Origin of the sequence: Mycobacterium palustre (assembly GCF_002101785.1) — a bacterium.
GTDB classification, from domain to species: Bacteria; Actinomycetota; Actinomycetes; order Mycobacteriales; family Mycobacteriaceae; genus Mycobacterium; species Mycobacterium palustre.
Genome location: NZ_LQPJ01000069.1, coordinates 1 through 25777 on the forward strand (window position 1 = coordinate 1; position 25777 = coordinate 25777).

Consider the following 25777-nt stretch of genomic DNA (forward strand, 5'->3'; position numbering starts at 1 on the left):
CGCCAACGCCGCATCCACCGCGGCCAGCACCTCGGCGTCGGTAATCAAATCGGTGCGATACACCAAGATCTGAAACACCCGATAACCGATGTCACCGGCGCGAAACAGCTGGGCACACCGCGGCAGCCGCTCACGCATCGCGCACGCCTCGCGCACAAAGCTGCTGGCCAGCGCCAGGCTGATGCGCAACGCCGCGGCCACTTCGGCCCCCACCGCGGCCCAGGTGTCCACCGCCCACTCGGCGCTCTCGCCGCGCTGGGCCCGCCGCATCTCAAACAGCTCGCCGATCGCATCCAGCCGGCCCGCGCCGGCCCGCGCCTCGGCCCGCCACGACGCGCACATCCGCTCCACCAGCGCCCGCGAGCCCTCGGTCTGCGGGGGCTCCCAGTACTCGTGCAGCCGCTTGTCGAACATACGTTCGAGTATGCCACCACCCACTGACACGCCGCCCTGGCCGGAGTGGCGGTACCGGGCGGCGGTGTGCGTTCTTGTACGAGTCGCACGGCCGGTCACCAAGATCGCCGTTGGGCTCGGGAAGCGGTCCCGGGGTGCCGGAAAATCAGTCGCCTTGCCGGACCCAGGCGAAGATGTAGAGGCTCATCGCGGTCACGAGCGCAATCAGTACCCATTGCACGATGGCCTGGTCGATCCAGGCGCCGGGCGGCGGGGCGCCGGGAAGGATGTTGCGCAGGGGGACGATGGCGAACAAGTTGGCGGCGTACCAGGTCGCGAACGGAGGCAGGAACTTCCTCCGGCCCAGGGCCATCGGGATGGCCACCAGCAAAGCCAGGGTGGGCAGGCTGATCAGGACCAGGCAGATGCCCAGGTCGAAGACCAGCGGGCCCTTGGCCCTCTTCAGCGTGACGACCACGTTCCCGTTGTCGGTGGCCCGGGCCGTCGGCAGCGCGGCGGGGTCGTGTACGCGGTTGACGACGATGTCCCACCCGTCCAGCGACCCGGTTACCTCGACGCGGGCGGGCACCTTTTTCAGGTTGTCACCGGACCCGACGAACGCGTCGGCCGAGATCGGCTCGGTCTTGTAGGAATCGAACGGCCAGTTACCGGGGTCGCCGTGGGCCTCGACGGTGGTGCTCAGTTGCGCCGGGGCCTTTCCCTTCGGGTAATGCAGGTCCCCCAGGTCGCTGGTCGGGTACAGGCGCACGGCGACGTCGGTGCCCAGCACGTCGAAGCGGTTGTCGTACGCCGTAATGCTCGGATAGACAAGCACATTGACCGTGAGGCGATTAGCGACGGGTTTGAGCTCCTCGAGGCGCAACTGCACGATGGTGGCGTCGCCGCCGCCCTGGCTCAGGTCCAGCGGCGGCAGCGGCCCCTCCGACTTTTCCAGCCAGTGAACGCCGAACAGCGACAGGGTATAGGCGGCGATGACCACCACCAGCACGGCGATGCCGATCGCGATGCGCGGCTTTGACCGTTGGTTGCTCGACGACGGCGGTGGCGGCGGCGGGGTGTCCGAGGGCGGCGGCGGAGCCGGTGTCTTCGGAGCCTCGGCGGTCATCGGTGCGCTGATGACATCGGGCTCGTCGAGGGGCGACACGTGGCGATGCTAGCGAACTCCCCATGGCGGCGCGCGACGACGGCAGCCCCGTCACCGCCCGTCCATCGCTCGGTAACCCCGTGGACGCTTTAGCTCGCTGAGGTGCCGCGGGCACCCGGACTATCGTTTGCTGGCGGGCACGCGGCGACCGGTGTGGCCCTAAGCGACATCGGCCACGCAGCGAAACCCGATGTGGGTCGTCGCGGTGTCTTGTGACTGCGGCGACCGCGCGGCCGGCCGGTAGCGGTGGCAGTACTCGGGCGCGCACAGGTGCGAGCCGCCCTTCAACGTCTGGCTCACGCCCGGATCCGCCGGCCCCGACGGCGTGCAGCAGGCCTTCGGCGGCCGGTCGATCCGGTGGTGGGCCGAGAACTCCGTGGCGGTCCATTCCCACACGTTGCCGATCATGTCGAGCAGGCCAAATCCGTTGGGCGGGAACGCCCCCACCGGCGAGGTGCCCACCCAGCCCAGCGCGCCGTCGTTGCGGTACGGGAAGTGGCCCTGCCACGTGTTGGCCATCAGCCGGCCGTTCGGATTCGGCTCGTCCCCCCACGGGTAGGTCGCCGCGCTTCCGGCGCGGGCCGCGTATGCCCACTCGGCTTCGCTGGGCAGGCGCCGGCCGGCCCAGCGGGCGTACGCCGCGGCGTCGGGGTAGGCCACCTGCACCACCGGGTGGTCGGCGCGGTCCGCGACATCGCTGTCCGGCCCGAACGGGTGCCGCCAGCTCGCGCCGGGCACCCAGTGCCACCACTGCCGCCAGTCGCGCAGGTCGACCGGACCCGGTGTGGGGCGAAAGACCATCGCGCCCGGGCACAGGTCCTCAGGGTTGGCGCCCGGGTAGAGCGCCGCGTCGATCGGCTGCTCTGCGACGGTGACATAGCCTGTGGCGGAGACGAATTCGGCGAACTGGGCGTTGGTGACCGGGTGCCGCTCCACAGCGAACGGCCCGACGGTCGCGGTGTGGATCGGCGCCTCTTCGGGGTAGAAGCTCGTCGAGCCCATGCGGAAGGACCCGCCCGGCAGGTCGACCAGCTCCGTCAGCACCCCTTCAGGGTATCGCCGGCATTGTCGGATCGGTAGCGAACCGGCGCCCGCGCGACGGCATCGGAATGTCCTTCGCCAGAGGCAATTTCCGTCGACTCGCCGGACCGGCGGCCGCAGCCTAGCGAAACCCGACGGGGCCGCCCCGCGGATGACCCGTTCATCCGCCGTTTGTTTGCCAGTTAATTCGGGCGCTGTAAATGTCGGTGTGTAGTTTGACACCGAGCTCGCCGCCGACGCCGGGCGCCGTCCTCGCCTGGAGGCATCAACGTGAAGCACAAGCGGTCAGCCGCCGCGATCAGCTTGCTGTCCGCGGCCGCCGTGGCGGTCTCGTCGTGCAGCAACTCTCACGCGACCCTGGCGTACGCCGCGGGCGCCAAGGTGGACTGCGGCGGCAAGCAAACCCTGGTGGCCAGCGGCTCGACGGCCCAGGCGAACGCGATGACCAAATTCGTCGACGTCTACCACAAGGCCTGCCCGAGCCAGACCCTCAATTACACCGCCAACGGCTCGGGCGCCGGCATCAACGAATTCCTTTCCGGCAAAACGGATTTCGGCGGGTCGGATACCCCGCTCTCCGGTGACCAATACGCCGCCGCCAAACGGCGGTGCGGCGGCGCCGACGCCTGGAACCTGCCCGTGGTGTTCGGCCCGATGGCCATCACCTACAACCTTGGCTCGGTCGACTCTCTGGTGCTCGACGGGCCCACGCTGGCCAAGATTTTCAACGGCACCGTCACCCGCTGGGACGACCCCGCGCTCACCGCGCTCAACGCGTCCATGCCGGCCGAAGACATCCGCGTGGTCTATCGCAGCGACGCGTCGGGTACCACCGACAACTTCCAGTCCTACTTGCAGGCCGCGTCCGGCGGCGCCTGGAAACAGGGCGCCGGCAAGACGTTCAAGGGCGGCGTCGGCACCGGGGCCGAGGGCAACAAGGGCACCGCGGCGTTGGTGAAGGCCACCGAGGGCGCCATCAGCTATAACGAGTTGTCCTTCGCGCTGCAGCAGGGGCTGTACGCCGCGGAGATCAAGACCCCGGCGAGCCGCCGGTCGCTGCGACCGGTGCGCATCGGCACCGACACCGTCGGCAAGACCATCGCCGGCGCCAAGATCACTGGCGCCGGCAACGATCTCGTCCTCGACATCTCGTCGTTTTACAACCCCGCGCAGCCCGACGTCTATCCGATCGTGTTGGCCACCTACGAGATCGTGTGCTCCCGATACCCCGACGCCGAGGTGGCCAAGGCGGTGAAGGCCTTCCTGCAGGCGGCGATCGGCCCCGGCCAGATCGACCTGAACAGGATCGGCTACATCCCGCTGTCGCCCACCTTCCAGGCGAGGGTGTCGACCGCCGTCGACGCGATCAGCGGCTCGGGAACGGCGAACGCGGAGTAGGCCCGGACTTTTCGTCAGGCCTTCTTCGGCTGCCTTCGGTCCCGCTGGCGCCACCAGCCGACCAAAAACAGGGCCAAAGCGACGACCAGCGCTATCAGCACCCAGAGCACGATCGCTTGGTCGACCCACGAACCGTAGGGCGGGCTGCCCGGCAGGATGCTGCGCAGCGGGACGATGGCGAACAGCATCGCGCCGTACCAGGTCGTCATCGGCGGCAGGAACGAAGTCCTGCCCAACGCCACCGGGATGGCGACCCACAACGCCAGCACGGGCAGGGCGATCAGCACGAGGCAGATGCCGACGTCGAAGATCAGCGGTCCCTTGGACCGGTGCAACGTGATCGTCAAGTCGTCCATGACATCGGGATTGGGGTCGTCGGGGTCGTGGACACGCGTGACCGTGGCGTCCCAGCCGTCCAACTTTCCGGTGGCTTCGACACGGGCGGGGGTCTTTTCGCGGTTCTGACCGGTTCCGGTGAACACGTCGGCCGCGATGATTTCCGTCTTGTAGCTGTCGAAGGGCCAGTTGCCCGGGTCGCCGTGCGCCTCGATGGCGGTGCTCACCTGCGCCGGCGCCTTGCCGACGGGGTACTGCAGGTCCCCCAGGTCGTTCTCCGGGTACAGGCGCACGGCCGCGTCGGTGGTGAGCACGTTGTTGTTCTTGTCGTACAGCGAATCCTTCGGGAAGACAAGGACATTCACCGTCAGCCGGTTGGCGACGGTGTCGAGCTTCTCCAGCCGCACCTGCACGACGCTGTCCTCGGCCTCGAGCTTGCTCAGGTCCACCGCGGGCAGCGGGGGCGCCGACTTGGCCAACAGGTGCACGGCGATCAGCGACACGACGTAGATGACGATGAGTGCGACCACGATCGCGAAGGCGATCGCCAAGCGCGGTCCTCGGGACTCCGGCGGCGCCGGTGTGGGCGGCGCTTCTGCGGTCATTGGGGCATCACGGGGCAGATGCTACAGCCCGCCACCGCCGAAAAGGGCAGCCTTAAGCCGATGACGACGCCGAATTGCCGCGTCGCGGCGGGCAAATCTCGGGGCCGGCGCGCCGATCGCCGGCTCAGTCGCGCGAAAATGCGAGCGCGAGTTCGGATTCCACGTCTTCGTACGGGCGCCCCGAGAGATCGACGGTGACCTGGGCGATGCTGCCCCCGGTGAACGCGAACGGGGCCTTGTAGCGGCTGGACACCCCCGAACCGCGGTTGCGCCCGACGGTGATGCCGGCCCCGGCCAGCCCGAACGTCCCGGGGTGGGTCGTCACGCCCGCGAGCGTGCCGACCGCCTCGTCGTCGACGAACAACGTCAGGTCACCGAGCGGGGTGTGGCTGTTTTCGACAGTTCCCGTCCGCACGTAGCGGACGCCGAACACGTGGCGGCCCAACGGCACCGGCCCCGACGACGACACCAGCTGCTGGCGCTCGCCGAGAAAGTTGTAGACGTAGTGCAGCCGCCCGTCCTGGACGAACAGGACGTGCCCGCCGTGGGCGCCACCCTGCTTGAACAGCACGCCCTCGGCGCCGGTGGTGTCCACGGTCACGTCGGCCAGCACGGCGAACGACCGGCCGCGGATCTCGGCGGCGGCGCCGATGCCGACGTCCGCACAGTTCGGATAGTAGGTGTAGCTGGACCGTTCGCCGACCAGGTAGGGCCGGACCCTGGTCAGCGTTTCCATGAGGTTGAGATCGGCCAGCGGCAGCCCGTTGTACTTGGCGGCCTCGGAGAACCACAGCGCCTTGAGCTCCTCGAGCTTGTCCGGGTGCTCGGCGGCCAGGTCGTGGCACTGGCTGCGATCTTTCTCGATGTGGAACAGCTCCCAGCGGTCGGCGTCGAAATGCGACCACCCGGCCGGCGTGGCGGCGTGCACGGTGTTGGCGAACCAGCCGTCGTGCCAGATGCCGCGGGTGCCCAGCATGGTGTAGAACTGCGTGTGCTTGCCGGTGTCGGCACCCGGATCGTCAAGGGCCGCTTTGAAACTCACGCCGTCCAGCGGCTTCTGGGCGATGCCCTTGACGGTTTCCGGCGGCGCCATGCCGAGCAGTTCGTAGACGGTCGGGGTGATGTCGGAGACGTTGACGTAGTTGTCGCGGACCTCGCCGCGCGCGGCAATACCGTTGGGCCAGGAGATGATTGCGGGGTCGGCGATCCCGCCTTCGTGCGAGGCGTAGCGCTTGTACAGCTTGTAGGGGGTGTTGAACGCCATCGCCCACCCGATCGGGTAGTGGTTGTACGTCTCGGGCCCGCCCAGGTGGTCGAACAGCTTCATGCTCTCTTCGACCGTGTCGATGTAGCCGTTGAAGAACTTGCCCTCGTTCACCGAGCCGTTGGGCCCACCCTCGCCGCTGGCGCCGTTGTCGGAGATCACCACGATGATGGTGTTGTCCAGCTGCCCGGAATCCTCGAGATAGTCCAGGATCCGGCCGATCTGGGCGTCGGTGTAGCTCAGGAAGCCGGCGAACACCTCGGCCATCCGGCAGAACAGCCGCTTCTCCTCGTCGTTGAGCGAAGCCCACGGCCGCACGGTGTCCTGCAGCGGCCACGGCTCGCCTTGCGGCCCCTTGACGCCGGCGTACGGGTTGACCGGCGACAGCTCGGTGTCGGCCGGCACGATCCCCAGCGACTTCTGCCGCTCCAGCACGATCTCGCGATACTTTTCGTAGCCCATGTCGAAGCGGCCGGCGTAGCGGTCCGCCCACTCTTTGAACACGTGGTGCGGCGCGTGCCCGGCGCCGGGGCACACGTAGCTGAACCAGGGCTTGTCCGGCGCGATCACCTTGGCGTCACGGATGAATTCGATTGTCTTGTCGGCGATGTCCTTCGACAGGTGGTAGCCGTCCTCGGGGGTGCCGGGCGGGTCGACCGGGTGGTTGTCGTACACCAGGTCGGGGTACCACTGGTCGGTCTCGCCGCCCATGAACCCGTAGAACCGCTCGAAGCCCCGCGAGGTCGGCCAGTGCCGCTTGGTCGACGCCAGGTTGGATTCTTCCAGCGGCGTCAAATGCCACTTCCCGACGCAGTAGGTGTTGTAGCCCCGCTCGGCGAGCACCTCGGAGATCAGCGCGGTGTCGGCCGGGATCCGCCCGTTGCAGTTCGGGAAGCCGTCGGTGAACTCCTCGATGGTGGCCATGCCCACGGTGGTGGCGTTGCGCCCGGTCAACAGCGAAGCCCGCGTCGGCGAGCACAAGGCGGTGGTGTGAAACTGCGACAGCCGCACGCCGCGTTCGGCGATGCGGCTCATCGCCGGCATCTCGACCAGGCCGCCGAAGCAGTCCCACGTCGCGATGCCGATGTCGTCCCACACCAGGTACAGGACGTTCGGCGCACCCTTTGGCGCCGTCGGTGCCGCGTACGGGCCCCAGTCGGGCTCCGAATCCCGGATGTCCAGCTCGATCTTGCCTTGGAAATCCATCCGACAGCCTCGCTCTCGTAGCCCCGTGCGGTGAGCGTAACGCAAACGCCCGAGACTACCGGGGTCTCGGGCGTTGCGGTCGCCTGCGGGCCTTTACTTCGCCTTTTCCAAGATCTCGACGAGCCGCCAGCGCTTGGTCGCCGACATCGGACGCGTCTCCATCAGCGAGACGCGGTCGCCGATGCCCGCGGTGCTCTCCTCGTCGTGCGCCTTCACCTTCTTGGTGGTGCGAATGATCTTGCCGTACAAGGGGTGGCGCATGCGGTCTTCCAGCTCGACCACGATGGTCTTTTGCATCTTGTCGCTCACCACGTAGCCGATGCGCACCTTGCGCCGGCCGCGCGTCTTCGGGTTGGGCGGGGTGTGCCTGGGGCCCTTGCCCTGTGCGGTGGTTTCCTCGGCGGCGGTGGCCTTTTTGGGGGCGGCCTTGGCGGGGGGCTTCTTAGCTTCTGCCATCACGAGTCCTTCTCATCGCGACCATCGGGTCCTGACGCCAGGCCCAGTTCTCGTTCGCGCAGCACGGTGTAGACGCGCGCGATCTCCCGGCGCACCGTGCGCAGCCGGCGGTTGTTGGTGAGCTGTCCGGTCGCCATCTGGAAGCGCAGGTTGAACAGCTCCTCCTTGGACTCACGCAGCCGCTCGGCCAGCTCGTCGTCGGTGAGCTCGCGCAGTTCACCGGGCGAAATTCCCACTGCCATCAGAACTGATCCTCCCGGGTGACGATGCGTGCCTTGATCGGCAGCTTGTGGATCGCGCGCGTCAGCGCCGCCCGGGCGATCTGCTCGTTGGGGTAGCTCAGCTCGAACAGCACCCGGCCGGGCTTGACGTTGACCACCCACCACTCCGGGGAGCCCTTACCCGAACCCATCCGGGTCTCGGCGGGCTTCTTGGTCAGCGGGCGGTCGGGAAAGACGTTGATCCACACCTTGCCACCACGCTTGATGTGCCGGTTGATCGCGATACGCGCCGACTCGATCTGCCGGTTGGTGACGTAGGCGTGCTCGAGCGCCTGGATGCCGTAGTCACCGAAGTGGACCGCCGTGCCGCCGCTGGCGATGCCGCGCTGGCGGGGGTGGTGTTGCTTGCGGTGCTTGACCTTGCGGGGAATCAACATGATTCAGCTCTCCGTGCTCTGCGGTTCGGGGGCCGGCGCGGCCCCTTCGGCCGGAACGGCGGCCGGCGCCGCGCTGTCCTCGGCACCCACGGCCCGTCCAGCCTCGGTGCTGGTCGCCGTGGTGCCCGACGCGCCGCTGCGCCGCGGGCGGGTGCCCGACGGCCGTTCGCGGCGCGGGCGGTCGGCGCCCGCTGGGGCCGCGGCGGTCAATTCGCGCTTGCCGCCGACGATGTCGCCCTTGTAGATCCACACCTTCACGCCGATCCGGCCGAAGGTGGTCTTGGCCTCGTACAGGCCGTAGTCGATGTCGGCGCGCAGGGTGTGCAGCGGCACCCGGCCCTCGCGGTAGAACTCCGAGCGGCTCATCTCCGCGCCGCCGAGGCGGCCCGAGCACTGCACCCGGATGCCCTTGACGTTGGGCTGACGCATCGCCGACTGGATCGCCTTGCGCATCGCGCGGCGGAACGCCACGCGGTTGCTCAACTGCTCGGCGACGCCCTGGGCCACCAATTGTGCTTGCGATTCGGGGTTTTTGACCTCGAGGATGTTCAGCTGGACCTGCTTGCCGGTCAGCTTCTCCAGGTCCGCACGAATCCGGTCGGCCTCGGTGCCGCGGCGGCCGATGACGATGCCGGGGCGCGCGGTGTGGATGTCGACCCGGACCCGGTCGCGGGTGCGCTCGATCTCCACGTCGGCGATGCCGGCGCGTTCCAGGCCGGTGGACAGCAGCCGACGGATCGCGACGTCTTCCTTGACGTACTCGGCGTACTGCTTGTCGGCGTACCACCGCGACTTCCAGTCCGTGGTGATGCCCAGCCGGAAGCCGTGCGGATTGATCTTCTGGCCCACTAGTCTGAGCCTCCCTTCGCTTCCGAAGCCTCAGAACTCTTGGCGGGTGCCTTCTTTGCCGGTGCCTTCGCCGCCGACTTGGCGGCGACCTTGCTGGCCTCGGCCCGCCGCGCCCGCGTCGACTTCTCCGACCGCTGGTTCTTGGCCGGCCGGCTTTCCACCACGACCGTGATGTGGCTGGTGCGCCGGCGGATCCGGAACGCGCGACCCTGCGCGCGCGGGCGGATGCGCTTGGCGGTCGGCCCCTCGTCGGCGTAGACCGTGGCCACCACCAGGGTGTCCGGGTCCAGGCCGTTGTTGTTCTGGGCGTTGGCCGCCGCGCTGGCGATCACCTTGGCCACCGGCTCGCTGGCGGCCTGGGGCGCCCAGCGCAGGATGTCGAGCGCGTCGGCCACCGACCGGCCGCGCACCAGGTCGATCACCCGGCGCGCCTTTCGCGGCGACACCCGCACGAACCGGGCCTTGGCTGTTGCCGACGGGAATTCGGTTGTGGTCATCGCCGTTTGGCCTTCCGGTCATCCTTGATGTGTCCCTTGAAGGTGCGCGTCGGGGCGAACTCGCCGAGCTTGTGGCCGACCATCGCCTCGGTGACGAACACCGGGACATGCTTGCGGCCGTCGTGCACCGCAAAGGTGTGGCCGATGAAGTCCGGGATGATCGTCGACCGGCGCGACCAGGTCTTGATGACCTGCTTGCTGTTCTTCTCGTTCTGCGCGTCGACCTTCTTGAGCAGATGGTCGTCGACGAACGGGCCCTTCTTCAGGCTGCGTGGCATGTGCTACTCCTGAGACGTCTTCACGGTGCGCTAGCGACCGTGCTTCTTGCCGGTGCGCCGGCGCCGGACGATGAGCTTGTTGCTGGCCTTGTTCGGGTGGCGGGTGCGGCCCTCGGGCTTGCCCCACGGGCTCACCGGGTGCCGGCCACCGGAGGTCTTGCCCTCACCACCGCCGTGCGGGTGATCCACCGGGTTCATGACGACGCCGCGGACCGACGGGCGCTTGCCCTTCCACCGCATGCGTCCGGCCTTGCCCCAGTTGATGTTCGCCTGTTCGGCGTTGCCGACCTCGCCGACGGTGGCGCGGCAGCGCACGTCGACGCGGCGGATCTCACCGCTGGGCATCCGCAGCGACGCGTAGCTGCCCTCCTTGCCGAGCAGCTGGATGCTCGACCCGGCCGAGCGGGCGAGCTTGGCGCCGCCGCCGGGCCGCAGCTCCACGGCGTGGACCAGGGTGCCGGCGGGGATGTTGCGCAGCGGCAGGTTGTTGCCCGGCTTGATGTCGGCGTTGGCGCCCGACTCCACCACGTCGCCCTGCGACAGTCCAAGTGGCGCAATGATGTAGCGCTTCTCGCCGTCGAGGTAGTGCAGCAGCGCGATGTTGGCGGTGCGGTTCGGGTCGTACTCGATGTGCGCGACCTTGGCGTTGACGCCGTCCTTGTCGTTGCGACGGAAATCGATCACCCGGTAGGCGCGCTTGTGGCCACCACCCTTGTGGCGGGTGGTGATCCGGCCGTGGGCGTTGCGCCCGCCGTGACCGTGCAGCGGGCGCACCAGCGACTTCTCCGGCTCGCTCCGGGTGATCTCGGCGAAGTCGGACACGCTGGCGCCGCGGCGGCCGGGCGTCGTCGGCTTGTACTTGCGAATTGCCATGTCTAATCAGGTCTTCCTAGCTCGGGGCCCCGAAGAGGTCGATCGGCTTGCTGCCCGGCGCCAGCGTCACGATGGCGCGCTTGGTGTCCTTGCGCTTGCCGTATCCGGTGCGGGTGCGCTTGCGCTTGCCCTGCCGGTTCGCGGTGTTCACCGACGCCACCTTGACGGAGAAGATCTTCTCGATGGCGATCTTGATCTGCGTCTTGTTCGAGTCGGGGTGCACCACGAACGTGTACACGTTGTCGTCGAGGAGCCCGTAGGACTTCTCGGAGATGACCGGCGCCAGGATGATGTCGCGGGGGTCAGCGATGGTCGCCATCAGGCCGAAACCTCCTTGGCCGTCTCGGGATTGGCTGCGCCGGCCGCTTGATGGGCGGCGATGTAGGCGTTAAGCGCCTCGACGCTGAACACCACGTCGTCGGAGCGCAGCACGTCGTAGGTGTTGAGCTGGTCGGGGGTCAGGACGTGCACCCCGGGCAGGTTGCGCACGCTCTTGGCGCCGGTCTCGTCGGCGCGGCCGATGACCACCAGCACCTGCTTGCGCTCGGTCAGGCTGCCCAGAAAAGCCTTGGCGCTCTTGGTCGACGGCGTCTGGCCGACCACCAGCTCGGTGACCGCGTGGATGCGCCCGTTGCGCGCCCGGTCCGACAGCGCGCCGCGCAACGCCGCGGCGATCATCTTCTTCGGGGTGCGCTGGCTGTAGTCGCGCGGCTTGGGGCCGTGCACGATGCCGCCGCCGGTGAACTGCGGGGCCCGCGTCGAACCCTGCCGGGCGCGTCCGGTTCCCTTCTGCCGGTAGGGCTTGCGACCGCCGCCGCTGACGTCGCCGCGCGTCTTCGTCGAGTGGGTGCCCTGGCGAGCCGCCGCGCGCTGCGCGGTGACCACCTGGTGCATCAGGGCGACGTTGGCCGGGGCGTCGAACAATTCGGCCGGCAGCTCGATCGAGCCGTCGACCTTGCCGTCCGGCGTCTTGACGTCGATTTTCAAAGTGTTGGCCGCCATCAGTTCTCACCTCGCTTGATCGCGCTGCGGACCATGACGAGCCCGCCGGTGCGGCCGGGGACCGCACCCTTGATCAGCAGCACGCCGTTCTCGGTATCGACCTTGTGCACCAACAGGTTCTGCACGGTCACCCGGTCGTTGCCCATCCGGCCGGCCATCCGGGTGCCCTTGAAGACACGCGCGGGAGTGGCGCAGCCGCCGATCGAACCCGGGCGGCGGTGCACCGCCTGGGCGCCGTGGCTGGCGCCCTGGCCGCGGAAGCCGTGGCGCTTCATCGTCCCGGCGAAGCCCTTGCCCTTGGAGGTGCCGGTCACGTCGACGTAGGCGCCGTCGGCGAAGATCTCGGCCGTCAGCTCCTGGCCCACCTGGTATTCGGCCGCCGCGTCCGGGTTGTCCAGGCGCAGCTCGGCCAGATACCGGCGCGGGTTGACGCCCGCGGCGGTGTACTGGCCGGTGACGGGCTTGTTGACCTTGCGCGGGCTGATCTCCCCGTAGGCCAACTGCACGGCGCTGTAGCCGTCTCGCTCGGGCGTGCGGATGCGCGTCACCACGTTCGGCCCGGCCTTGACCACCGTCACCGGCACGACGCGGTTGTTTTCGTCGAAGACCTGCGTCATGCCCAGCTTGGTGCCCAGGATGCCTTTTCTTGCTTCGGAAGCCATCAGCTCTGGATCTCCTACTGGATGTTGACGTCGACGCTGGCCGGAAGGTCGATGCGCATCAGCGCGTCGACGGTCTTCGGCGTGGGGTCGAGGATGTCGATCAACCGCTTGTGGGTGCGCATCTCGAAGTGCTCCCGCGAGTCCTTGTACTTGTGCGGTGAGCGGATGACGCAATAGACGTTCTTCTCGGTCGGCAGCGGCACCGGACCTACGACGCTGGCACCGGTGCGGACGACGGTCTCGACGATCTTGCGCGCCGAGGCGTCGATGGCCTCATGGTCGTAGGCCTTAAGCCTGATGCGGATCTTCTGTCCCGCCACGCTTCTCCTACCCTCACTCCTGTAAAAGGCCCGTGTTAAGGACCTGGTGCCGCCCCGCGCACGGATCGACCGGGCCAACCCTGGCCGATCGAGCGTCGCGCCGGATACTGCGCCGCTGTTTACCTGTCGTGGTCCACCGGCCCCCGCGGTCGGGCGTGTCACCCTTGCGCGGCCTCGTCGCGCTTAGTGAAGGCCAAATTTGGCCGCGTTCCGAGGATGGGACCGGACGCGCCCGGTTGGGCGCTGGTCGTATGCCCGGCCAGGTGAGAACCCGGCTCCAGGCAACCTGAACAGTATGCCTGACGATGGTCGTTCGGCCAAATCTTCGGGCAAACCCCGCCGGGCCTCAGGCGCCCGCCGATTCGGTGCTCGCGGCGGCGGCCCGCTGCTGCGCCCGCTGAACGTGCAGGAAGCCGTCGACGGCCGCCCGCGCGCACTCCTGATAGTCGAAATCGGGCAGCGTCGACAACCGCCCCAGCACCAGCGGCCCGATCAACAGCGCGATGGCCCGCGACCGGTCCACCTCGCCCAGTTCGGCGGCCGCGGGGCTGTCGAATATCGCGTCGAACGGGGCCGCGTACTGCTGGGCGATGCGTTCCCGCAGCGTGGTGATCGAGGCGCTGTCGGCGGCCCGCCGGTGCCGGGGCTCCGGCAACCCTTCCAGGTCGGGGCCCAGCGCCAGCCAGGACATGGCGGTCAAAACGGCGGGCGCCTGCGACACGGCCTCGGCCTGCGCGAGCACCAAAGCGACGAGCCGGTCCCGCAGCGAGCCCTCGGCCGGCGGGGTCGGCGACGGCGGGATCAGCGTGTGAAACGCCGCTGCCAGCAGGTCGTTTCCGCTCGGGAAGTGGCGATACAAAGTCGCCCTCGCTACGTTGGCGCTCCGGGTGACCGCGTCGACGGTCACCGCGCTGGGGCCGCCCGAACGCAGCAGCGCGGCGGCGGCCTCGAGCAACCGGGCCCGGGACCGCGCCGGCCGGGGATCGGTAGTCACGCCGGTAATTGTGAGCCACCTCTAACGTTTGGGACCAGCCGGATCGGCTATCTGCTACAAGACTATTTGTCCCAAAACTTCGTGGGGGGGCGCAACACGTGGTCGAAACCCTGATCCGGCCCGATCGGCGGGCGGACGCGGCGGGGCTCGGCGGGAGCGCGCGGGCCCGGTCCTGGACCCTGGCCGTGGCCTGCATGGGCGTCGCGCTCGTCGTCGCGTCGATGTCGGCGCTCAACACCGCGCTGGGCGACCTCGCGGTGGCCACCTCGGCGACCCAATCGCAGCTGAACTGGATCGTCGACGGATACACCGTGGCGCTGGCGTGCCTGCTGCTGCCCGCCGGCGCGATCGGCGACCGGTACGGCAGGCGGGGCGCGCTGCTCGCCGGGTTGCTGGTGTTCGCGGTCGGCTCCGCCGCACCGGCGCTGGTGCACAGCCCGGTGCAGATCATCGCCGCGCGGGCCGTCGCGGGCCTGGGTGCGGCGTTCGTGATGCCCGCGACGCTGTCGCTGCTCACCGTGGCCTACCCGAAAGAGGAACGGGTGAAGGCCGTCGGCATCTGGGCCGGCACGGCGGGCTGCGGCGCGGTCTTCGGCATGCTGGGATCCGGCCTGCTGCTGAGCTTTTGGGACTGGCGCGCGATCTTTGTGGCGATGGGCGCCGCCGGGTTGGCCATCTTCGCCCTGGCCTGCACCGTGGCCTCGTCGCGCGACCACACCGCGCCGCGGATCGACGCGCCGGGCGCGATCCTGATCGGCGCCGCGCTGGCGATCGGCGTCGCAGCGATCCTCGAGGCGCCCGACCGCGGATGGAGCGATCCTTTCGTCTGGGGCGGTCTGGTGGTGGGCGCCGTGATCGCGGTGGCGTTCGGGTTCGTCGAATTCCGCCGGCGCCAACCACTTCTGGACGTGCGGCTGTTCGCCGAGCCCGGTTTCACCACGGGGGTCGCGTCGATCGTGGTGCTGTTCGGCGCGACGTTCGGGTTTTTCTACATCGGCATGCAGTACGTGCAGCAGATCATGGGCTACTCGCCGTTGATGACGGCCGTGGCGTTCATGCCGTTCATGGTGCCGCTCGGCATCTGCTCGGCGTTGTCCTTCTGGTACGTGCCCAGGCTCGGCCTGCGCCCGGTGGTCGTCGTGGGCACCGCGCTGATGGCGGTCGGCTTCGTCAGCATGCACGCGCTCGGCCTGCACACGTCCTATCTCGAATTGGCTTGGCCGACATTGATACTCAGCGCGGGCATCGGCTTTTGCACCGCGCCGACGACCTCGGCGATCATGGCCGCGGTGCCCGACGAGAAGCAGGGCGTCGCCTCGGCGGTGAACGACGCCTCGCGCGAGATGGGCGGCGCGCTGGGCATCGCCATCGCCGGTTCGATCCTGGCCGGGCGTTATTCGGACGACCTGGGGTCGAAACTGACGGGCTTTTCCGAACCGGTCCGCGGACCGGCGACCGATTCGCTGGCCAAGGCCGTCGAGGTGGCCGACAAGCTCGGGCCCCAGGGACGCCAGCTCGCCGAGCTGAGCAAGACCGCCTTTTTGACCTCCATGCACGCTTCGACGACCGTCCTGGCGGTCATCGTGGCCGTCGCCGCCGTCGTGATCGGTCTCTGGGCCCCGGGGCGCGACGGGCGGCAGCTGAGGCCGGTGCGTCGCCTGGTCTCGCGCCCAAACTAGCTGCCGCAGAACAAAATCCCGCGCTGGATGCTTGCGAGCAGCAGCGCGCGGTGGTATCAGAAAAATATACCGACAACTACAGGTCATCTCGCGGGTTGAGGTGCGTGTGATGTCGATGGGTATCGCTTTCGAGCCGGTTTGCCCGGCGATGATCGAGGCGGCGGCGATCGTGGGGGCCGAGTGGATGCGCCTCAGGCCGCCGGGCGAGCCGGCTTGCTACGTCACCTGTGAGCGTCCGGCGCCCCGCACCTCCCCGCGCACGCTTCGCGCGAAGGTGACCACCCGGCCGAGGCCACCCGCCCGGCCCTGGCGCCGCGCCGACCTGCGGCTGCGATGGCCGGTCTCGATGGTGTGGGCGCGGGAGCGCTCGCCTCCGGCGCGGGGGTGACGCTCAGATCGCCCGTCGAACTCGAGCGAAGGGGGTGATGCGGACCGGAATCGCCGATCGGTTACACAGTCGGACGTCGTGCCGTCCACGAACATTGCGACGCCTAGTCCGCGCCTGGTCAGACGCGCGGCCCGCCAATTGTCGTGGCCGTCTACGTGGACAGCACGACCCCCGCCGGGGCGGGTCGCGCCCGGCTCGGTCTCCAACCGGATCCGGGGACCGGGGCGCGACCCGGTTCTTTGTGGAATCCCGCCGAAAACACCTATTTTCGCTGTTGGCCGGGCTCATTCATTCGGGGCGAAGAGTTCACCCGAAAACGCCTCGGCCGACCCCCCACGGGCGATAACATCCGCTAAGCGGAGTCCGCCATGGGGAGGCGCACGACGTTGAGACCAGCCGGGGGAGCGCAATGTCATATGTGATCGCAGCGCCGGAGTATGTTGCCGCCGCGGCAACGGATTTGGCGAACATCGGGGCTGCGATCAGTGACGCCAACTCCGCCGCGCTGGGGCCGGTGTCGAGCGTGCTGCCCGCCGGTGCCGACGAGGTGTCGGCGGGCATCGCGGCGCTGTTCGACGGCCACGCCCAGGCGTACCAGGCGCTCAGCGCCGCCGCTCAGGCGTTTCACGCCCAGTTCGTGCAGTTGATGAGTTCCGGCGCGGAGCAGTACGCCCTGACCGAGGCCGCGAACGCCGCACCCCTGCAGACCGTGCAGAACATGGTCGGCGGGAGCATGAACGGAACCGGGAGCCCCGCCCAGGCGCTGACCAGCGCGCAGCCGCTGCTCGGCCCCGCGGCGTCGGCCGGCTCGGCCGCGGCGAGCGTCCCGGCGGGCGGAGCTTCAGCGGCCGGCCTGGGTCATGGCGCGGCGGCGCCCGCGACCTCGGCGGCGCCGACGGTGGCCGCAGTCCCGCCGGCGTCGGCCGCACCGACCGCCCTGGCCCGGACGAGCGCTCCCCTGGCAGCGGCCGCGCCCGTGGCGCCGGCGGCCACGGCGCTGGCGCCGGCCGCTGCGCCGATGGGAGCGGTGCCGGCGGCGGCCGAGGCTCCCGTCACACCCGTGGCGCCGGTGCCCGCGGCGACGCCGGTGGCGGCCATCCAGGCGGCGGAAGCGCCGGAGTTCCCGGCGGCCACGGCGGCGCAGGCCATGCCGATCACCACGCCGCTCAACGCCGCGCCCGCGGCGACGCCGAACTACTCCCCCGCGACGCCGCCGTATTCACCGGCGTCCGGGGCGTCGGCCGCGGCCCACGAGGAGCAGACGGCGGGCACGCCCGTCGAAACGCAGTACTACGCGGAGTGATTCACGCGACGAACTCGGCGGCACGGTGCCCGATCATCACGATGGTCGCGTGCGGGCCGCGGCTGGTGACCTCGGGCAGGATCGAACCGTCTATCACCCAGAGGTTTTCGACGCCACGCACCCGGCAGCGGAAGTCGACCACGGCGCTCGGGTCGTCGTCGGCGCCCATCGGGGTTGTGCCACACAGGTGTTGGGACGTCGACCACACCGGCGGGCCGACATGCGTTGCCGTGCCTGCCAATTCGCGGGCCAGCTCGCTGCCCGAGCGCAGCGCCGCGACGTCGTCGGGCTCGCTGTCGTAGCGGTGCTCGATCCGCGGCGCCACGGCGGGGTCCGGGGAGACCAGCGTGACGCGCCCGCGTGACCGCGGCCGCATCAGCGCCACCCCGAGGTGCGGCCAGTCGGGATGCCCCGCCGTGCCGTCACCGGTCATCGCGACGAACCCGCCGGTGTAGGGCCTGATCTCGAGGCCGTCGGCGGTGCTGAGCACGACCTCGACCACCGGCCGGCCGGCGGCCACCGGCCAATTGGTCGGCAACACCCATTCGGGGTGATCGCTGCACGAGGCGCCCACCGGCAGCGGCGCCACCACGGGCACCCCGGCGGTGCGCAACATCGCCTCGTTGCCGATGCCGGACAGCATCAGCAGATGCGCCGACTCGATCGCCCCGGCGCACAAGACGATTCGGTCGGCCGCCAGCGCCAGCGGGCCGTCCGGGCCGATCGCGTCGACGCCGACCGCCGCCGCCCCGGAGAACCGCAGCCGCACCGCGCGCGTCTGCTCGAGCAGCCTCAGGTTGGCCCGCCCCAGCGCCGGGAGCAGATACGCCGCGCCCGATCCGATGCGCACCCCGTCGACGATGTTGAGCGGAACGGCGCCGATCCCCGAAACCGGTTGCGGGGCAGGGTCGTTGAGGTCGGCGATCCACCCGAAGCCGGCGCGTTCGGCGGCGGCGATGAACCGTTCGGTGGTGCCGGTCATCTCGCGCGTGCGCCGAACCGGGATGGGGCCGCTGTCGCCGTGCGCGGGGCCGTCGAAATCCAGGTCGGTCTCGATGGCGCGGAAGTGCTCGAGGACGTCGGCCCAGGCCCAGCCGGGCCGCGCCGGGCCGTCGAAGTCCCGCGGCGCGGCGCGGCAGAAGTAGCCCCCGTTGATCGCCCCCGAACCGCCGACCGTGGCGCCGCGCACGATCGGCAGCTGCAGGGCGTGCCGTTCGGTCAGCCGGGTCAGGTAGCGCCGCGCCAGCGGGCTGCCGACGCCGATCGGCAGCGCCAGCCCGTTGGCGGTCAGAGCGAGCAACGCCGGGTCGGCCAGCGCGGGACCCGCCTCCAACACGGTGACCGTGCGGCCCGGGTCCGCGGAAAGGCGTTCGGCGACAACCGATCCAGCACTGCCCGCGCCGACGATCAGCACATCGCTGTGCGGGACGGCCTTAATCAAGGGCGGGTCAAGGCGGTGGCTAGGTCCGAATCTGCGGTTTGAGCGCGCGGGCGTTGCGTTCCCGCGCGACGCCCCACCACAGCCCCAGCCCGTAGGCCAGGTCGTCGACACGCTTGAGCAATAGGTAGGTCAGCAGCCCGATCGGCTCGGCGTCGTCGCCGGTGGCGTCCCGGCGGTGCAGCCAGTCCACCACGCCGTCCATGACGGCGGCGACCACCACGACCCGTCGGCAGTGCCGCGACAGGACGGCGGCGAGCAACGCCAGCGGCCAGTAGTGCCGGCAGATGGCCGAGGCCAGCTGCAGCGCCGCGGACCACAGCCCGCGGGAGGCGATCACCAGCACGTCGGCGAACGAGGTGTCGGCGCTGCGCATCGCCCTGGCGATCCGCCGGCCCGTCAGGACCGCGACGACGACCGAGGCCAGTTGGCTCAGGCTGGTCCCCAGGGCCATCAGGATCCAGGCCATCAGCGCCCAGCCGGAGATCACCACCGGCGCGGTCTTGTCGGGGTGGCGCACCGACAGCGGAGCGGCCGATCCGCCGTAAAATGCCTTGCGCGCGAGCCAATCCCGCAATTCGGTGCGGTGGTCGTGGGCGACGTGGGCGATCGGCTCGTAGCGCAGCCGGGCGCCCGCCTCGATGAGCCGCCAGCACAGGTCGACGTCCTCGCCGGACTGCAGCGTCTCGTCGAAGCCGCCGACTGCGCGAATGGCCGAGCAGCGGCAGATGATCGCCGCGCTCGGGACGTAGGACACCGTGCTGTGGGGCAGCACCGGGGCCTCCCGCTGGCCGAGGTCCAACGACGAGTGCACCGCCTCGTAGCGCGCCACCACGTTCTCGCTGTGCGACAGGCCGACGATGCGGGGGGCGACCAGGGCCACGGTCGGATCGCAGAAGTGGCCGAGCAAGGCCTCCAGCCAGCCCCGGCGCGGGGCGACGTCGGAGTCCAGGAAGGCCACGAAGTCGGTCTTACAGGCGGCCAGCCCGGTGTTGCGCGCCGCCGCCGGGCCTTTGCTGTGGGAGTGGCGCAACACCTCGACGTCGCAGTGCGCGCCCTCGAAGTCCTCGGGCTCGATGGGCGGGAACGACCCGTCGTCCACCACAACGACGCGCAGCCCGCGCAGCGAGCTCACCAGGCGCCGCGCTCCAGGGACGTTGTCGCGCACCGGGATTACCACGGTCACGTCGCGGTGCGAGGGGCCGCCGGCGGGCCGCGGGTGGGCCACCGTGGCGTCCAGCAGGGTGCGGGCCAACTGCGCGCTGACGTCGTCGCGCACCTTCAGCCGGCCGTCGGCGAGCATGCTCTGGGCGGCCGGGGCCAGCCTGAGCAGGCGCGTGGGCGAGCCGCCCAGCAGGGCGGAGCCGTCGCCGAGCACCCGCACGCGGCGATCGACCTGGACGGCGAACCCGTCCGGCAACCGGGGTGCGCTCATGTGAGCATCCCGTCGGGCCCGGGCAGCCACCGGGCGACCCGACGCACGCACGCCTCGACCATCTCGGCGAAGATGCGCCTGCCCTCGGCGGCGGTCGCGGTGGTCGGGTCCCCCAGCACGCCCACCGGGCTGACCGCGGCGACTCCCCCGCGCCGCATCGGGTCGAGCAGCTCGGGCAGCGGCGCGCGGTTACCGGCCAGCCACCGGTCGGTCAGCACCTCGGTCGGCGAGATGTGCAGCAGCAGCGAGGTTTCGGTGTGGCCGGCGTGGGCGTCGCCGCCGGCGGCGACGCAGGGGCACCAGGCGGCGTCCCGGCCCTCGGCGCGCAACCGCTGCACGGCGGCGCCCAACGCGGCGACGTTGCCGCCGTGGCCGTTGACGAACACCAGGCGCTGGGCCCAGCAACTGGCCGAGCGGCCGTACTCGACCAGCAGCGACGCCAGGGCGTCGGTGCCGATGGAGATCGTCCCGGCGAAGTCTTGGTGCTCGCCGCTGGCCCCGTAGGCGATGGCCGGCGCCACCGACCAGTCGCGCTCGAGGCGGGCGCGCGCCCCTCGGGCGACCGCCGTCGCGATTCGGGTGTCGGTGTCCAACGGCAGGTGCGGCCCGTGTTGTTCGGTCGACCCGAGCGGGATCAATAGCGACGGCGAGGTGCTAGAGAGCTGGCTTGAAGTCGCCGTTCCTAATTCGCCGAGTACGGGCACTGGCTGATGGTAGGACGTATTCACCTGGCGTGCACCAATTGTTGAACCTTCGCGCGAAATTTTTTCTGCGCCGTTCACGCAAGCGGTCGAAATTACGGCTCGTCCGTCACGGTTACCTCGCCCGCACCACCATTCTTGGCGCGGAAGAAACGCCGTCAACCCTCACCAAGTCTCCCAACATGGCCAGCATTGATCGGCCGGGCCGTAACGGGCGGCTACGCGTTTCCGGCAGGCGGCACGCCGAGGGCGCGGGTGAAGCCGGGCGGCACCACGACGTCGTCGGGGCTCAGGTCGTGCACCGAGGAATGCCCGAGGCCCATCAACGCGCAGTCGATGCCGCCGCGCAAGATGTCCAGGACGTTCTCGACGCCGGCCTGGCCGGCGGCGGCGAGGCCCCACAGGTAGGCCCGGCCGATCATCACGGCGCGTGCGCCCAGGGCCACGGCCTTGACCACGTCGCTGCCGCGGCGGACGCCGCCGTCCAGCAGCACCTCGACCTGGTCGCCGACGGCGGCGGCCACCGCGGGCAGGGCGCGGATGGTGCCGGGCGTCCCGTCCAGGTTGTTGCCGCCGTGATTGGACACCGAGATCGCCGAAACCCCGGCGTCCACAGCCCTTTTCGCGTCGTCGACGCGGATCACGCCCTTGAGCATGAACGGCCCGCCCCACAGCTCGCGCAGCCAGGCGATGTCGTCCCAGGTCGGCGGCGGGGTGCCCATCCACTCGCCGTACGCGGCGAAGAAGGGGGGGCCGGGCTCGCCGCGGCGGGCCATGTTGGGCACCCGCAGCTCCGGGGGTTGCAGCGTCTTGCCGAACTTCCACAGCCACCGCGGCCGGACGATCGCCTCCGGCGACAGCCGCAGCATGGTCCGCAGGTTCATCTCCTCGGGGATCTTGGGGCTGCCCCAGTCCCGGCCGTGCGAGAACGTCCAGTCGGTGGTGACGATCAGGCCGACCGCGCCGGCCTGGCGGGCCCGCTCGACCCGCTCGGCGATCGCGTCGCGCCCGCCCAGCCAGTACACCTGGAAGAAGAGCTTGGGGTTGGCGGCGATGACCTCCTCGATCGGCTTGCTGGCGAAAGAGGACAGGCCCATCGCGGTGCCCCGCGCCGCCGCGGCGCGCGCGACGGCCACCTCGCCGTCCGGGTCGACCGCCTGGACGCCGGTGGGCGAAATGATGACGGGCAGCGAAATATCCTGGCCCATAACGGTAGTCGACAGCTCGCGCTTTTCCTGCGCACCGATGACGTGCGGGGCGAAACCGAGTTCGCCGAACGCCTCGACATTGTCCGATACCGTAATTCCTTTTTCGCTAGCCGAAATCAAGGAGGAATATACGGACCGCGGCAACCGTCGCTTGGCGCGTTGCTGGGCGATGGCGACCGTTTCGAACCATTCGTCGGCCATGGCTCACACCGGGCTTTCGTTGCACGGGCGCGCGGGGGGCCGGGTGGTCAGGGTCAGCGGTACCGGCCCGCGCCCCCGCTGTCCGTGGGAGTGGTCGGCGCGCGGCCGGGGCGTCTCGCGCGTGCGGCCCAGCGCCGCCGCGCTGTGGCCCTGGACGCATTCGGGGTCCGGTCCGTCCATGGGCAGGCCGGTGAAGAACTTGGCCGCCATGCAGCCGCCGCGGCAGCTGTCGTAATGCCCGCAGCTGCCGCACGCGCCCGGGGACTGCGGCTCGCGCAGCTCCCGAAACAGCGGCGCGTCGCGCCAAACGTTGCCAAATCCGCCGTCGGACAAGATGTTTCCGGCCAGGAAGCGGTCGTGGATGGCGAACGGGCAGGCGTAGACGTCGCCGACCGGGTCGATCAGGCACACCACCCGGCCGGCCCCGCACATGTTCAGGCCGGCCAGGGCGCCGGAGGAACCCAGCGGCGACAGGTGGAAGAAGGAGTCACCGGTGAGCACCCGCTCCCCCTTGGCGACCAGCCAGTCGTAGAGCTGCACCTGCTGGGCGGCGGTGGGGTGCAGTTCGTCCCACACGTCGGCGCCCCGCCCCGAGGGCCGCAGCCGGGTGATGCGCAGGGTGGCGCCGTAACGGCTTGCCAGCGCGGCGAATTCGTCGAGCTGATCCACGTTGTGGCGGGTGACCACGACCGAGATCTTCGGCCCGCCGTTTTGGGTGAAGCCCGCGCCGGCCAAATTCTCCAATGCGCGCAGTGCCGTCGCGAACGACCCGGCGCCGCGCACGGCGTCGTTGACCTCGGCGGTGGCGCCGTCCAGCGAGATCTGGACGTCGACGTAGTCGCTGGCGGCCAGCCGGACGGCGACCTCGGGGGTGATCCGCACCCCGTTGGTGGAGAACTTCACGCCGACGTGGTGTTCGGTGGCGTAGTCGACCAGCTCCCAGAAGTCCGGGCGCACCGTGGGCTCCCCGCCGCCGATGTTGACGTAGAAGACCTGCATGCGTTCCAGCTCGTCGATGACGTCCATGCACTGGCGGGTGGACAGCTCACGCGGATCGCGTTTGCCCGACGACGAAAGGCAATGCACGCAAGCAAGATTGCAGGCGTACGTCAGCTCCCACGTCAGGCAGATGGGGGCGTCCAGCCCGCGCTCGAACTGCTCGACGAGACGCGGCACCGTCGCCGTCACCGGTCACCGTCCCGGCGAACCAGCATGTTGGACTCGGCCAGCACGCCCAGCGCGTGCAGGTAGGGCCCCTGCCCGGAGTCGTCCACGCCAGCGGCGCGGCAGGCGGACCGCACGTCGGGATGGTCGCCCAGCGACCGCACCACCGCCAGGATCGTGCGGTTCTTCAAAAAGGACAGCCTGCGGGTGCCGAAGTGGTAGAGCAGCGCGCCGAAAGGCTCGGGCCGCACCGCGACCTGTGGGTGCAACCGCCAGCCGCGGTCGGGATCGAACGCCGTCGCCGCCGGCGCCGGGGCGGTCACGGTCAGTAGACCCCGCACATCCCGTCGATGGACACCTCTTCGACCAGGGTCTCGGTGACGAGTTCGGCGTCTTTGTCGGTTTCGTGCTCCATTGCGTTTACCTTTCCGCGGGGCTCGACGACTATGGGGTCAGAGTCAGCCGTGCCAGAATATGGCATCGAGTGCCGAAACGGAAGGGCGGGGTCCGATGATGCCGCAGCCGCGGGTGGGCCGGCGCCGCTCGACGACCCCGGAACACATCACCGACGTCGCCCTCGAGCTGTTCGCCGCCCGGGGGTTCGCCGAGGTGAGCGTGGACGACGTCGCGCAGGCGGCCGGCATCGCCCGCCGCACGCTGTTTCGCTACTACGCCTCCAAGAACGCCATCCTCTGGGGCGACTTCGACACCCACCTGTCGCACCTGCGGGAGCTGCTCGACAACGTCGACGCGACGGTTCGGCTCAGCGAGGCGCTCCGCGGGGCGCTGTTGGCGTTCAACACCTTTGACGAGTGCGAGACGGCCCGGCACCGGCGGCGCATGCGGATCATCCTGGAAACCGCCGAGCTGCAAGCCTATTCGATGACGATGTACGCGGGCTGGCGCGAGGTGATGGCGGGCTTCGTGGCGCATCGGTTGGGCGTCAAGACGACCGACCCGCTGCCCCAGACCGTCGCGTGGACCATGCTGGGGGTGGCGCTGAGCGCCTACGAGCACTGGCTCTCCGACGAATCCGTGCCGTTGCCGGTCGCGCTCGGCGACGCGTTCGACGTCGTCGGAGCCGGGCTGGAACGGCTGGACCGGTGAGCGCGGGCACCGAGCACCTGCTGCACATGCTGCGCTCGCAGGGCGGGTTCTGCGCGTCCTCCGGTTCGCCGATGTACGGCGAGCTGTTCGAGCTGGTGGCCCGCGACGTCGAAGCCGGCGGCGTCTTCGCCTCCATCCTGGCCGGCCACCAAGACGACCCCTCGCGCCTCGCGGTGCCGCTTCGGCTGCTCGGCGGCCTGCACCGGCTGGTGCTCGACGGCCGGGCGCCGCGGTTGCGCCGCTGGTACCCCAGCACCGGGGGCCGCTGGGACGCGGCGGGCGCCTGGCCCGAGATACTGCGCACCGCAGCCGAGCAGGCGGGCTCGCTGCGCGCGGCGCTCGATCAACCGCCGCAGACCAACGAGGTGGGCCGTTCGGCCGCGCTGATCGGCGGGCTGCTGCGGATCAACAACGAATCCGACTTGCCGGTAAGGCTTTTCGACATCGGGACGAGCGCCGGGCTGAACCTGCGGGCCGACCACTACCACTACCGGTACGGGGGCGGCCGGTGGGGACCCCCCGACTCGCCGGTGGTCATCGACGACGCGTGGCGCGGCGCGCCGCCGCCCGAGGGTGCGGTGCGCGTCGTCGAGCGCAACGGCTACGACATCGCGCCGATCGACGTCACGGGCGCCGACGGCGAGGTGACCGCGTTGAGCTACGTCTGGCCCGACCAGGCCGCCCGGCTGGACCGGTTGCGCGGCGCGATCGCGGTGGCCCGCACCGTCCCGGCCGGGCTGCATCGCAGCACCGCCGCCGACGCCGTCGCCGCCCTCGGGTTGGCCGACGGCGCGTTGACCGTGCTGTGGCACTCGATCACCTGGCAGTACCTGTCCGACGGCGAACAGGCCGCGGTTCGCGCGGGCATCGCCGCGCTGGGCGCACGGGCCGATCCGCGAAAACCGTTCGCCCACCTCACCCTGGAGCCCGCGCGCGAGGGGCCGGCGGCGCCGATCAAGTTCCTGGTCCGGGCCCGCTGCTGGCCGGGCGGCGAACCGGCCGTCCTCGGCGAGTGCCACCCGCACGGGCCGCCGGTGCACTGGCGGTAGGCGGCCGCCTCTACCCGGGCCAGTCCTAGGTGTACCCGGCCATAACGTTGGTTACAGGCGGCTGATGGGTGGTAGGCCGCTGAGTGCGCTGTGGCGGCGTTGAGTGT

The 25777-nt window shown here is 70.0% G+C and carries 30 protein-coding genes; 6 read left to right on the forward strand and 24 right to left on the reverse strand.

Annotated elements, in window-relative coordinates; genetic code table 11:
• The 3 genes from AWC19_RS06075 to AWC19_RS06085 all read right to left on the reverse strand — a co-directional run.
• Positions 1-414 (reverse strand): DUF222 domain-containing protein (locus AWC19_RS06075; protein ID WP_142281023.1); only part of this gene is annotated, 414 nt, incomplete at its 3' end.
• 145 nt (positions 415-559) lie between these two features.
• A complete protein-coding gene (locus AWC19_RS06080) occupies positions 560-1519 on the reverse strand; it encodes a DUF4436 domain-containing protein (RefSeq protein WP_085077203.1) in 960 nt (319 codons plus the stop codon).
• Positions 1520-1717: 198 nt separating this feature from the next.
• A complete protein-coding gene (locus AWC19_RS06085) occupies positions 1718-2602 on the reverse strand; it encodes a formylglycine-generating enzyme family protein (RefSeq protein WP_085077179.1) in 885 nt (294 codons plus the stop codon).
• A 267-nt stretch (positions 2603-2869) separates the two neighbouring features.
• On the opposite strand from AWC19_RS06085, the gene pstS reads away from it, so the two are divergent.
• Complete coding sequence (pstS, locus tag AWC19_RS06090) at positions 2870-3997, forward strand: phosphate ABC transporter substrate-binding protein PstS (protein WP_085077180.1); 1128 nt, start codon at positions 2870-2872, stop codon at positions 3995-3997.
• Positions 3998-4011: 14 nt separating this feature from the next.
• On the opposite strand, the gene AWC19_RS06095 is transcribed toward pstS, so the two are convergent.
• The 14 genes from AWC19_RS06095 to AWC19_RS06165 form a co-directional block, all read right to left on the reverse strand.
• Positions 4012-4938, reverse strand: a complete 927-nt coding sequence (locus AWC19_RS06095; protein WP_085077181.1) for a DUF4436 domain-containing protein — start codon at positions 4936-4938, stop codon at positions 4012-4014.
• A gap of 124 nt (positions 4939-5062) precedes the next feature.
• A complete protein-coding gene (locus tag AWC19_RS06100) occupies positions 5063-7408 on the reverse strand; it encodes an arylsulfatase (protein ID WP_085077182.1) in 2346 nt (781 codons plus the stop codon).
• Positions 7409-7501: 93 nt separating this feature from the next.
• The gene (rpsQ, locus tag AWC19_RS06105; protein WP_085077183.1) at positions 7502-7864 is read right to left on the reverse strand and encodes a 30S ribosomal protein S17; all 363 of its coding nucleotides are present in this window, start codon (positions 7862-7864) and stop codon (positions 7502-7504) included.
• Positions 7864-8106 carry a 50S ribosomal protein L29 gene (gene rpmC / locus AWC19_RS06110; RefSeq protein ID WP_085077184.1) on the reverse strand — a complete coding sequence of 81 codons (243 nt, stop codon included), beginning with the start codon at positions 8104-8106 and terminating at the stop codon, positions 7864-7866. Before rpmC ends, rpsQ begins: the two co-directional genes overlap by 1 nt.
• A complete protein-coding gene (rplP, locus tag AWC19_RS06115; RefSeq protein WP_085077185.1) occupies positions 8106-8522 on the reverse strand; it encodes a 50S ribosomal protein L16 in 417 nt (138 codons plus the stop codon). Before rplP ends, rpmC begins: the two co-directional genes overlap by 1 nt.
• A gap of 3 nt (positions 8523-8525) precedes the next feature.
• Positions 8526-9371 (reverse strand): 30S ribosomal protein S3, encoded by an 846-nt coding sequence (gene rpsC / locus AWC19_RS06120; RefSeq protein ID WP_085077186.1) that lies wholly within the window; start codon positions 9369-9371, stop codon positions 8526-8528.
• Positions 9371-9868 (reverse strand): 50S ribosomal protein L22, encoded by a 498-nt coding sequence (gene rplV / locus AWC19_RS06125; RefSeq protein ID WP_085077187.1) that lies wholly within the window; start codon positions 9866-9868, stop codon positions 9371-9373. The genes rpsC and rplV overlap by 1 nt, the downstream gene beginning before the upstream one ends.
• The gene (rpsS, locus tag AWC19_RS06130; protein WP_085077188.1) at positions 9865-10146 is read right to left on the reverse strand and encodes a 30S ribosomal protein S19; all 282 of its coding nucleotides are present in this window, start codon (positions 10144-10146) and stop codon (positions 9865-9867) included. Before rpsS ends, rplV begins: the two co-directional genes overlap by 4 nt.
• 30 nt (positions 10147-10176) lie before the next feature.
• On the reverse strand, positions 10177-11019 hold the full coding sequence (gene rplB, locus AWC19_RS06135) for a 50S ribosomal protein L2 (protein ID WP_085077189.1): 843 nt from the start codon (positions 11017-11019) through the stop codon (positions 10177-10179).
• A gap of 16 nt (positions 11020-11035) precedes the next feature.
• Positions 11036-11338 carry a 50S ribosomal protein L23 gene (rplW, locus tag AWC19_RS06140; protein WP_085077190.1) on the reverse strand — a complete coding sequence of 101 codons (303 nt, stop codon included), beginning with the start codon at positions 11336-11338 and terminating at the stop codon, positions 11036-11038.
• Complete coding sequence (rplD, locus tag AWC19_RS06145; protein ID WP_085077191.1) at positions 11338-12021, reverse strand: 50S ribosomal protein L4; 684 nt, start codon at positions 12019-12021, stop codon at positions 11338-11340. Before rplD ends, rplW begins: the two co-directional genes overlap by 1 nt.
• Positions 12021-12683 carry a 50S ribosomal protein L3 gene (rplC, locus tag AWC19_RS06150; RefSeq protein WP_085077192.1) on the reverse strand — a complete coding sequence of 221 codons (663 nt, stop codon included), beginning with the start codon at positions 12681-12683 and terminating at the stop codon, positions 12021-12023. The genes rplD and rplC overlap by 1 nt, the downstream gene beginning before the upstream one ends.
• A gap of 14 nt (positions 12684-12697) precedes the next feature.
• Entirely contained in the window at positions 12698-13003 is a 306-nt protein-coding gene (rpsJ, locus tag AWC19_RS06155) for a 30S ribosomal protein S10 (RefSeq protein ID WP_003873519.1), read from the reverse strand.
• Positions 13004-13349: 346 nt separating this feature from the next.
• Complete coding sequence (locus AWC19_RS06165) at positions 13350-13958, reverse strand: TetR/AcrR family transcriptional regulator (RefSeq protein WP_264072329.1); 609 nt, start codon at positions 13956-13958, stop codon at positions 13350-13352.
• A 137-nt stretch (positions 13959-14095) separates the two neighbouring features.
• On the opposite strand from AWC19_RS06165, the gene AWC19_RS06170 reads away from it, so the two are divergent.
• The 3 genes from AWC19_RS06170 to AWC19_RS31130 all read left to right on the forward strand — a co-directional run bounded on the left by AWC19_RS06170 (position 14096) and on the right by AWC19_RS31130 (position 17367).
• A complete protein-coding gene (locus AWC19_RS06170; protein ID WP_085077194.1) occupies positions 14096-15676 on the forward strand; it encodes an MFS transporter in 1581 nt (526 codons plus the stop codon).
• A 109-nt stretch (positions 15677-15785) separates the two neighbouring features.
• Positions 15786-16064 carry a hypothetical protein gene (locus AWC19_RS06175; RefSeq protein WP_142281024.1) on the forward strand — a complete coding sequence of 93 codons (279 nt, stop codon included), beginning with the start codon at positions 15786-15788 and terminating at the stop codon, positions 16062-16064.
• 409 nt (positions 16065-16473) lie between these two features.
• Entirely contained in the window at positions 16474-17367 is an 894-nt protein-coding gene (locus AWC19_RS31130) for a PE family protein (protein ID WP_085077196.1), read from the forward strand.
• Position 17368: 1 nt separating this feature from the next.
• On the opposite strand, the gene mftG is transcribed toward AWC19_RS31130, so the two are convergent.
• The 7 genes from mftG to mftA form a co-directional block, all read right to left on the reverse strand.
• The gene (gene mftG / locus AWC19_RS06185; protein ID WP_142281025.1) at positions 17369-18808 is read right to left on the reverse strand and encodes a mycofactocin dehydrogenase MftG; all 1440 of its coding nucleotides are present in this window, start codon (positions 18806-18808) and stop codon (positions 17369-17371) included.
• 19 nt (positions 18809-18827) lie between these two features.
• Positions 18828-20240 (reverse strand): mycofactocin biosynthesis glycosyltransferase MftF, encoded by a 1413-nt coding sequence (mftF, locus tag AWC19_RS06190; protein WP_085077197.1) that lies wholly within the window; start codon positions 20238-20240, stop codon positions 18828-18830.
• Positions 20237-20968 (reverse strand): mycofactocin biosynthesis peptidyl-dipeptidase MftE, encoded by a 732-nt coding sequence (mftE, locus tag AWC19_RS06195; RefSeq protein ID WP_085077198.1) that lies wholly within the window; start codon positions 20966-20968, stop codon positions 20237-20239. Before mftE ends, mftF begins: the two co-directional genes overlap by 4 nt.
• A gap of 191 nt (positions 20969-21159) precedes the next feature.
• Positions 21160-22350, reverse strand: a complete 1191-nt coding sequence (gene mftD, locus AWC19_RS06200) for a pre-mycofactocin synthase MftD (RefSeq protein ID WP_085077199.1) — start codon at positions 22348-22350, stop codon at positions 21160-21162.
• A gap of 3 nt (positions 22351-22353) precedes the next feature.
• The gene (mftC, locus tag AWC19_RS06205; protein WP_085077200.1) at positions 22354-23538 is read right to left on the reverse strand and encodes a mycofactocin radical SAM maturase; all 1185 of its coding nucleotides are present in this window, start codon (positions 23536-23538) and stop codon (positions 22354-22356) included.
• Positions 23535-23855, reverse strand: a complete 321-nt coding sequence (gene mftB / locus AWC19_RS06210) for a mycofactocin biosynthesis chaperone MftB (protein WP_211284859.1) — start codon at positions 23853-23855, stop codon at positions 23535-23537. Before mftB ends, mftC begins: the two co-directional genes overlap by 4 nt.
• The gene (gene mftA, locus AWC19_RS06215) at positions 23840-23929 is read right to left on the reverse strand and encodes a mycofactocin precursor MftA (RefSeq protein WP_085077202.1); all 90 of its coding nucleotides are present in this window, start codon (positions 23927-23929) and stop codon (positions 23840-23842) included. Before mftA ends, mftB begins: the two co-directional genes overlap by 16 nt.
• Positions 23930-24024: 95 nt before the next feature.
• On the opposite strand from mftA, the gene mftR reads away from it, so the two are divergent.
• Both mftR and AWC19_RS06225 read left to right on the forward strand, forming a co-directional pair.
• The gene (mftR, locus tag AWC19_RS06220; RefSeq protein ID WP_169718084.1) at positions 24025-24621 is read left to right on the forward strand and encodes a mycofactocin system transcriptional regulator; all 597 of its coding nucleotides are present in this window, start codon (positions 24025-24027) and stop codon (positions 24619-24621) included.
• 26 nt (positions 24622-24647) lie between these two features.
• Positions 24648-25670, forward strand: a complete 1023-nt coding sequence (locus AWC19_RS06225; RefSeq protein WP_085077206.1) for a DUF2332 domain-containing protein — start codon at positions 24648-24650, stop codon at positions 25668-25670.
• Positions 25671-25777 lie beyond the last annotated feature (107 nt).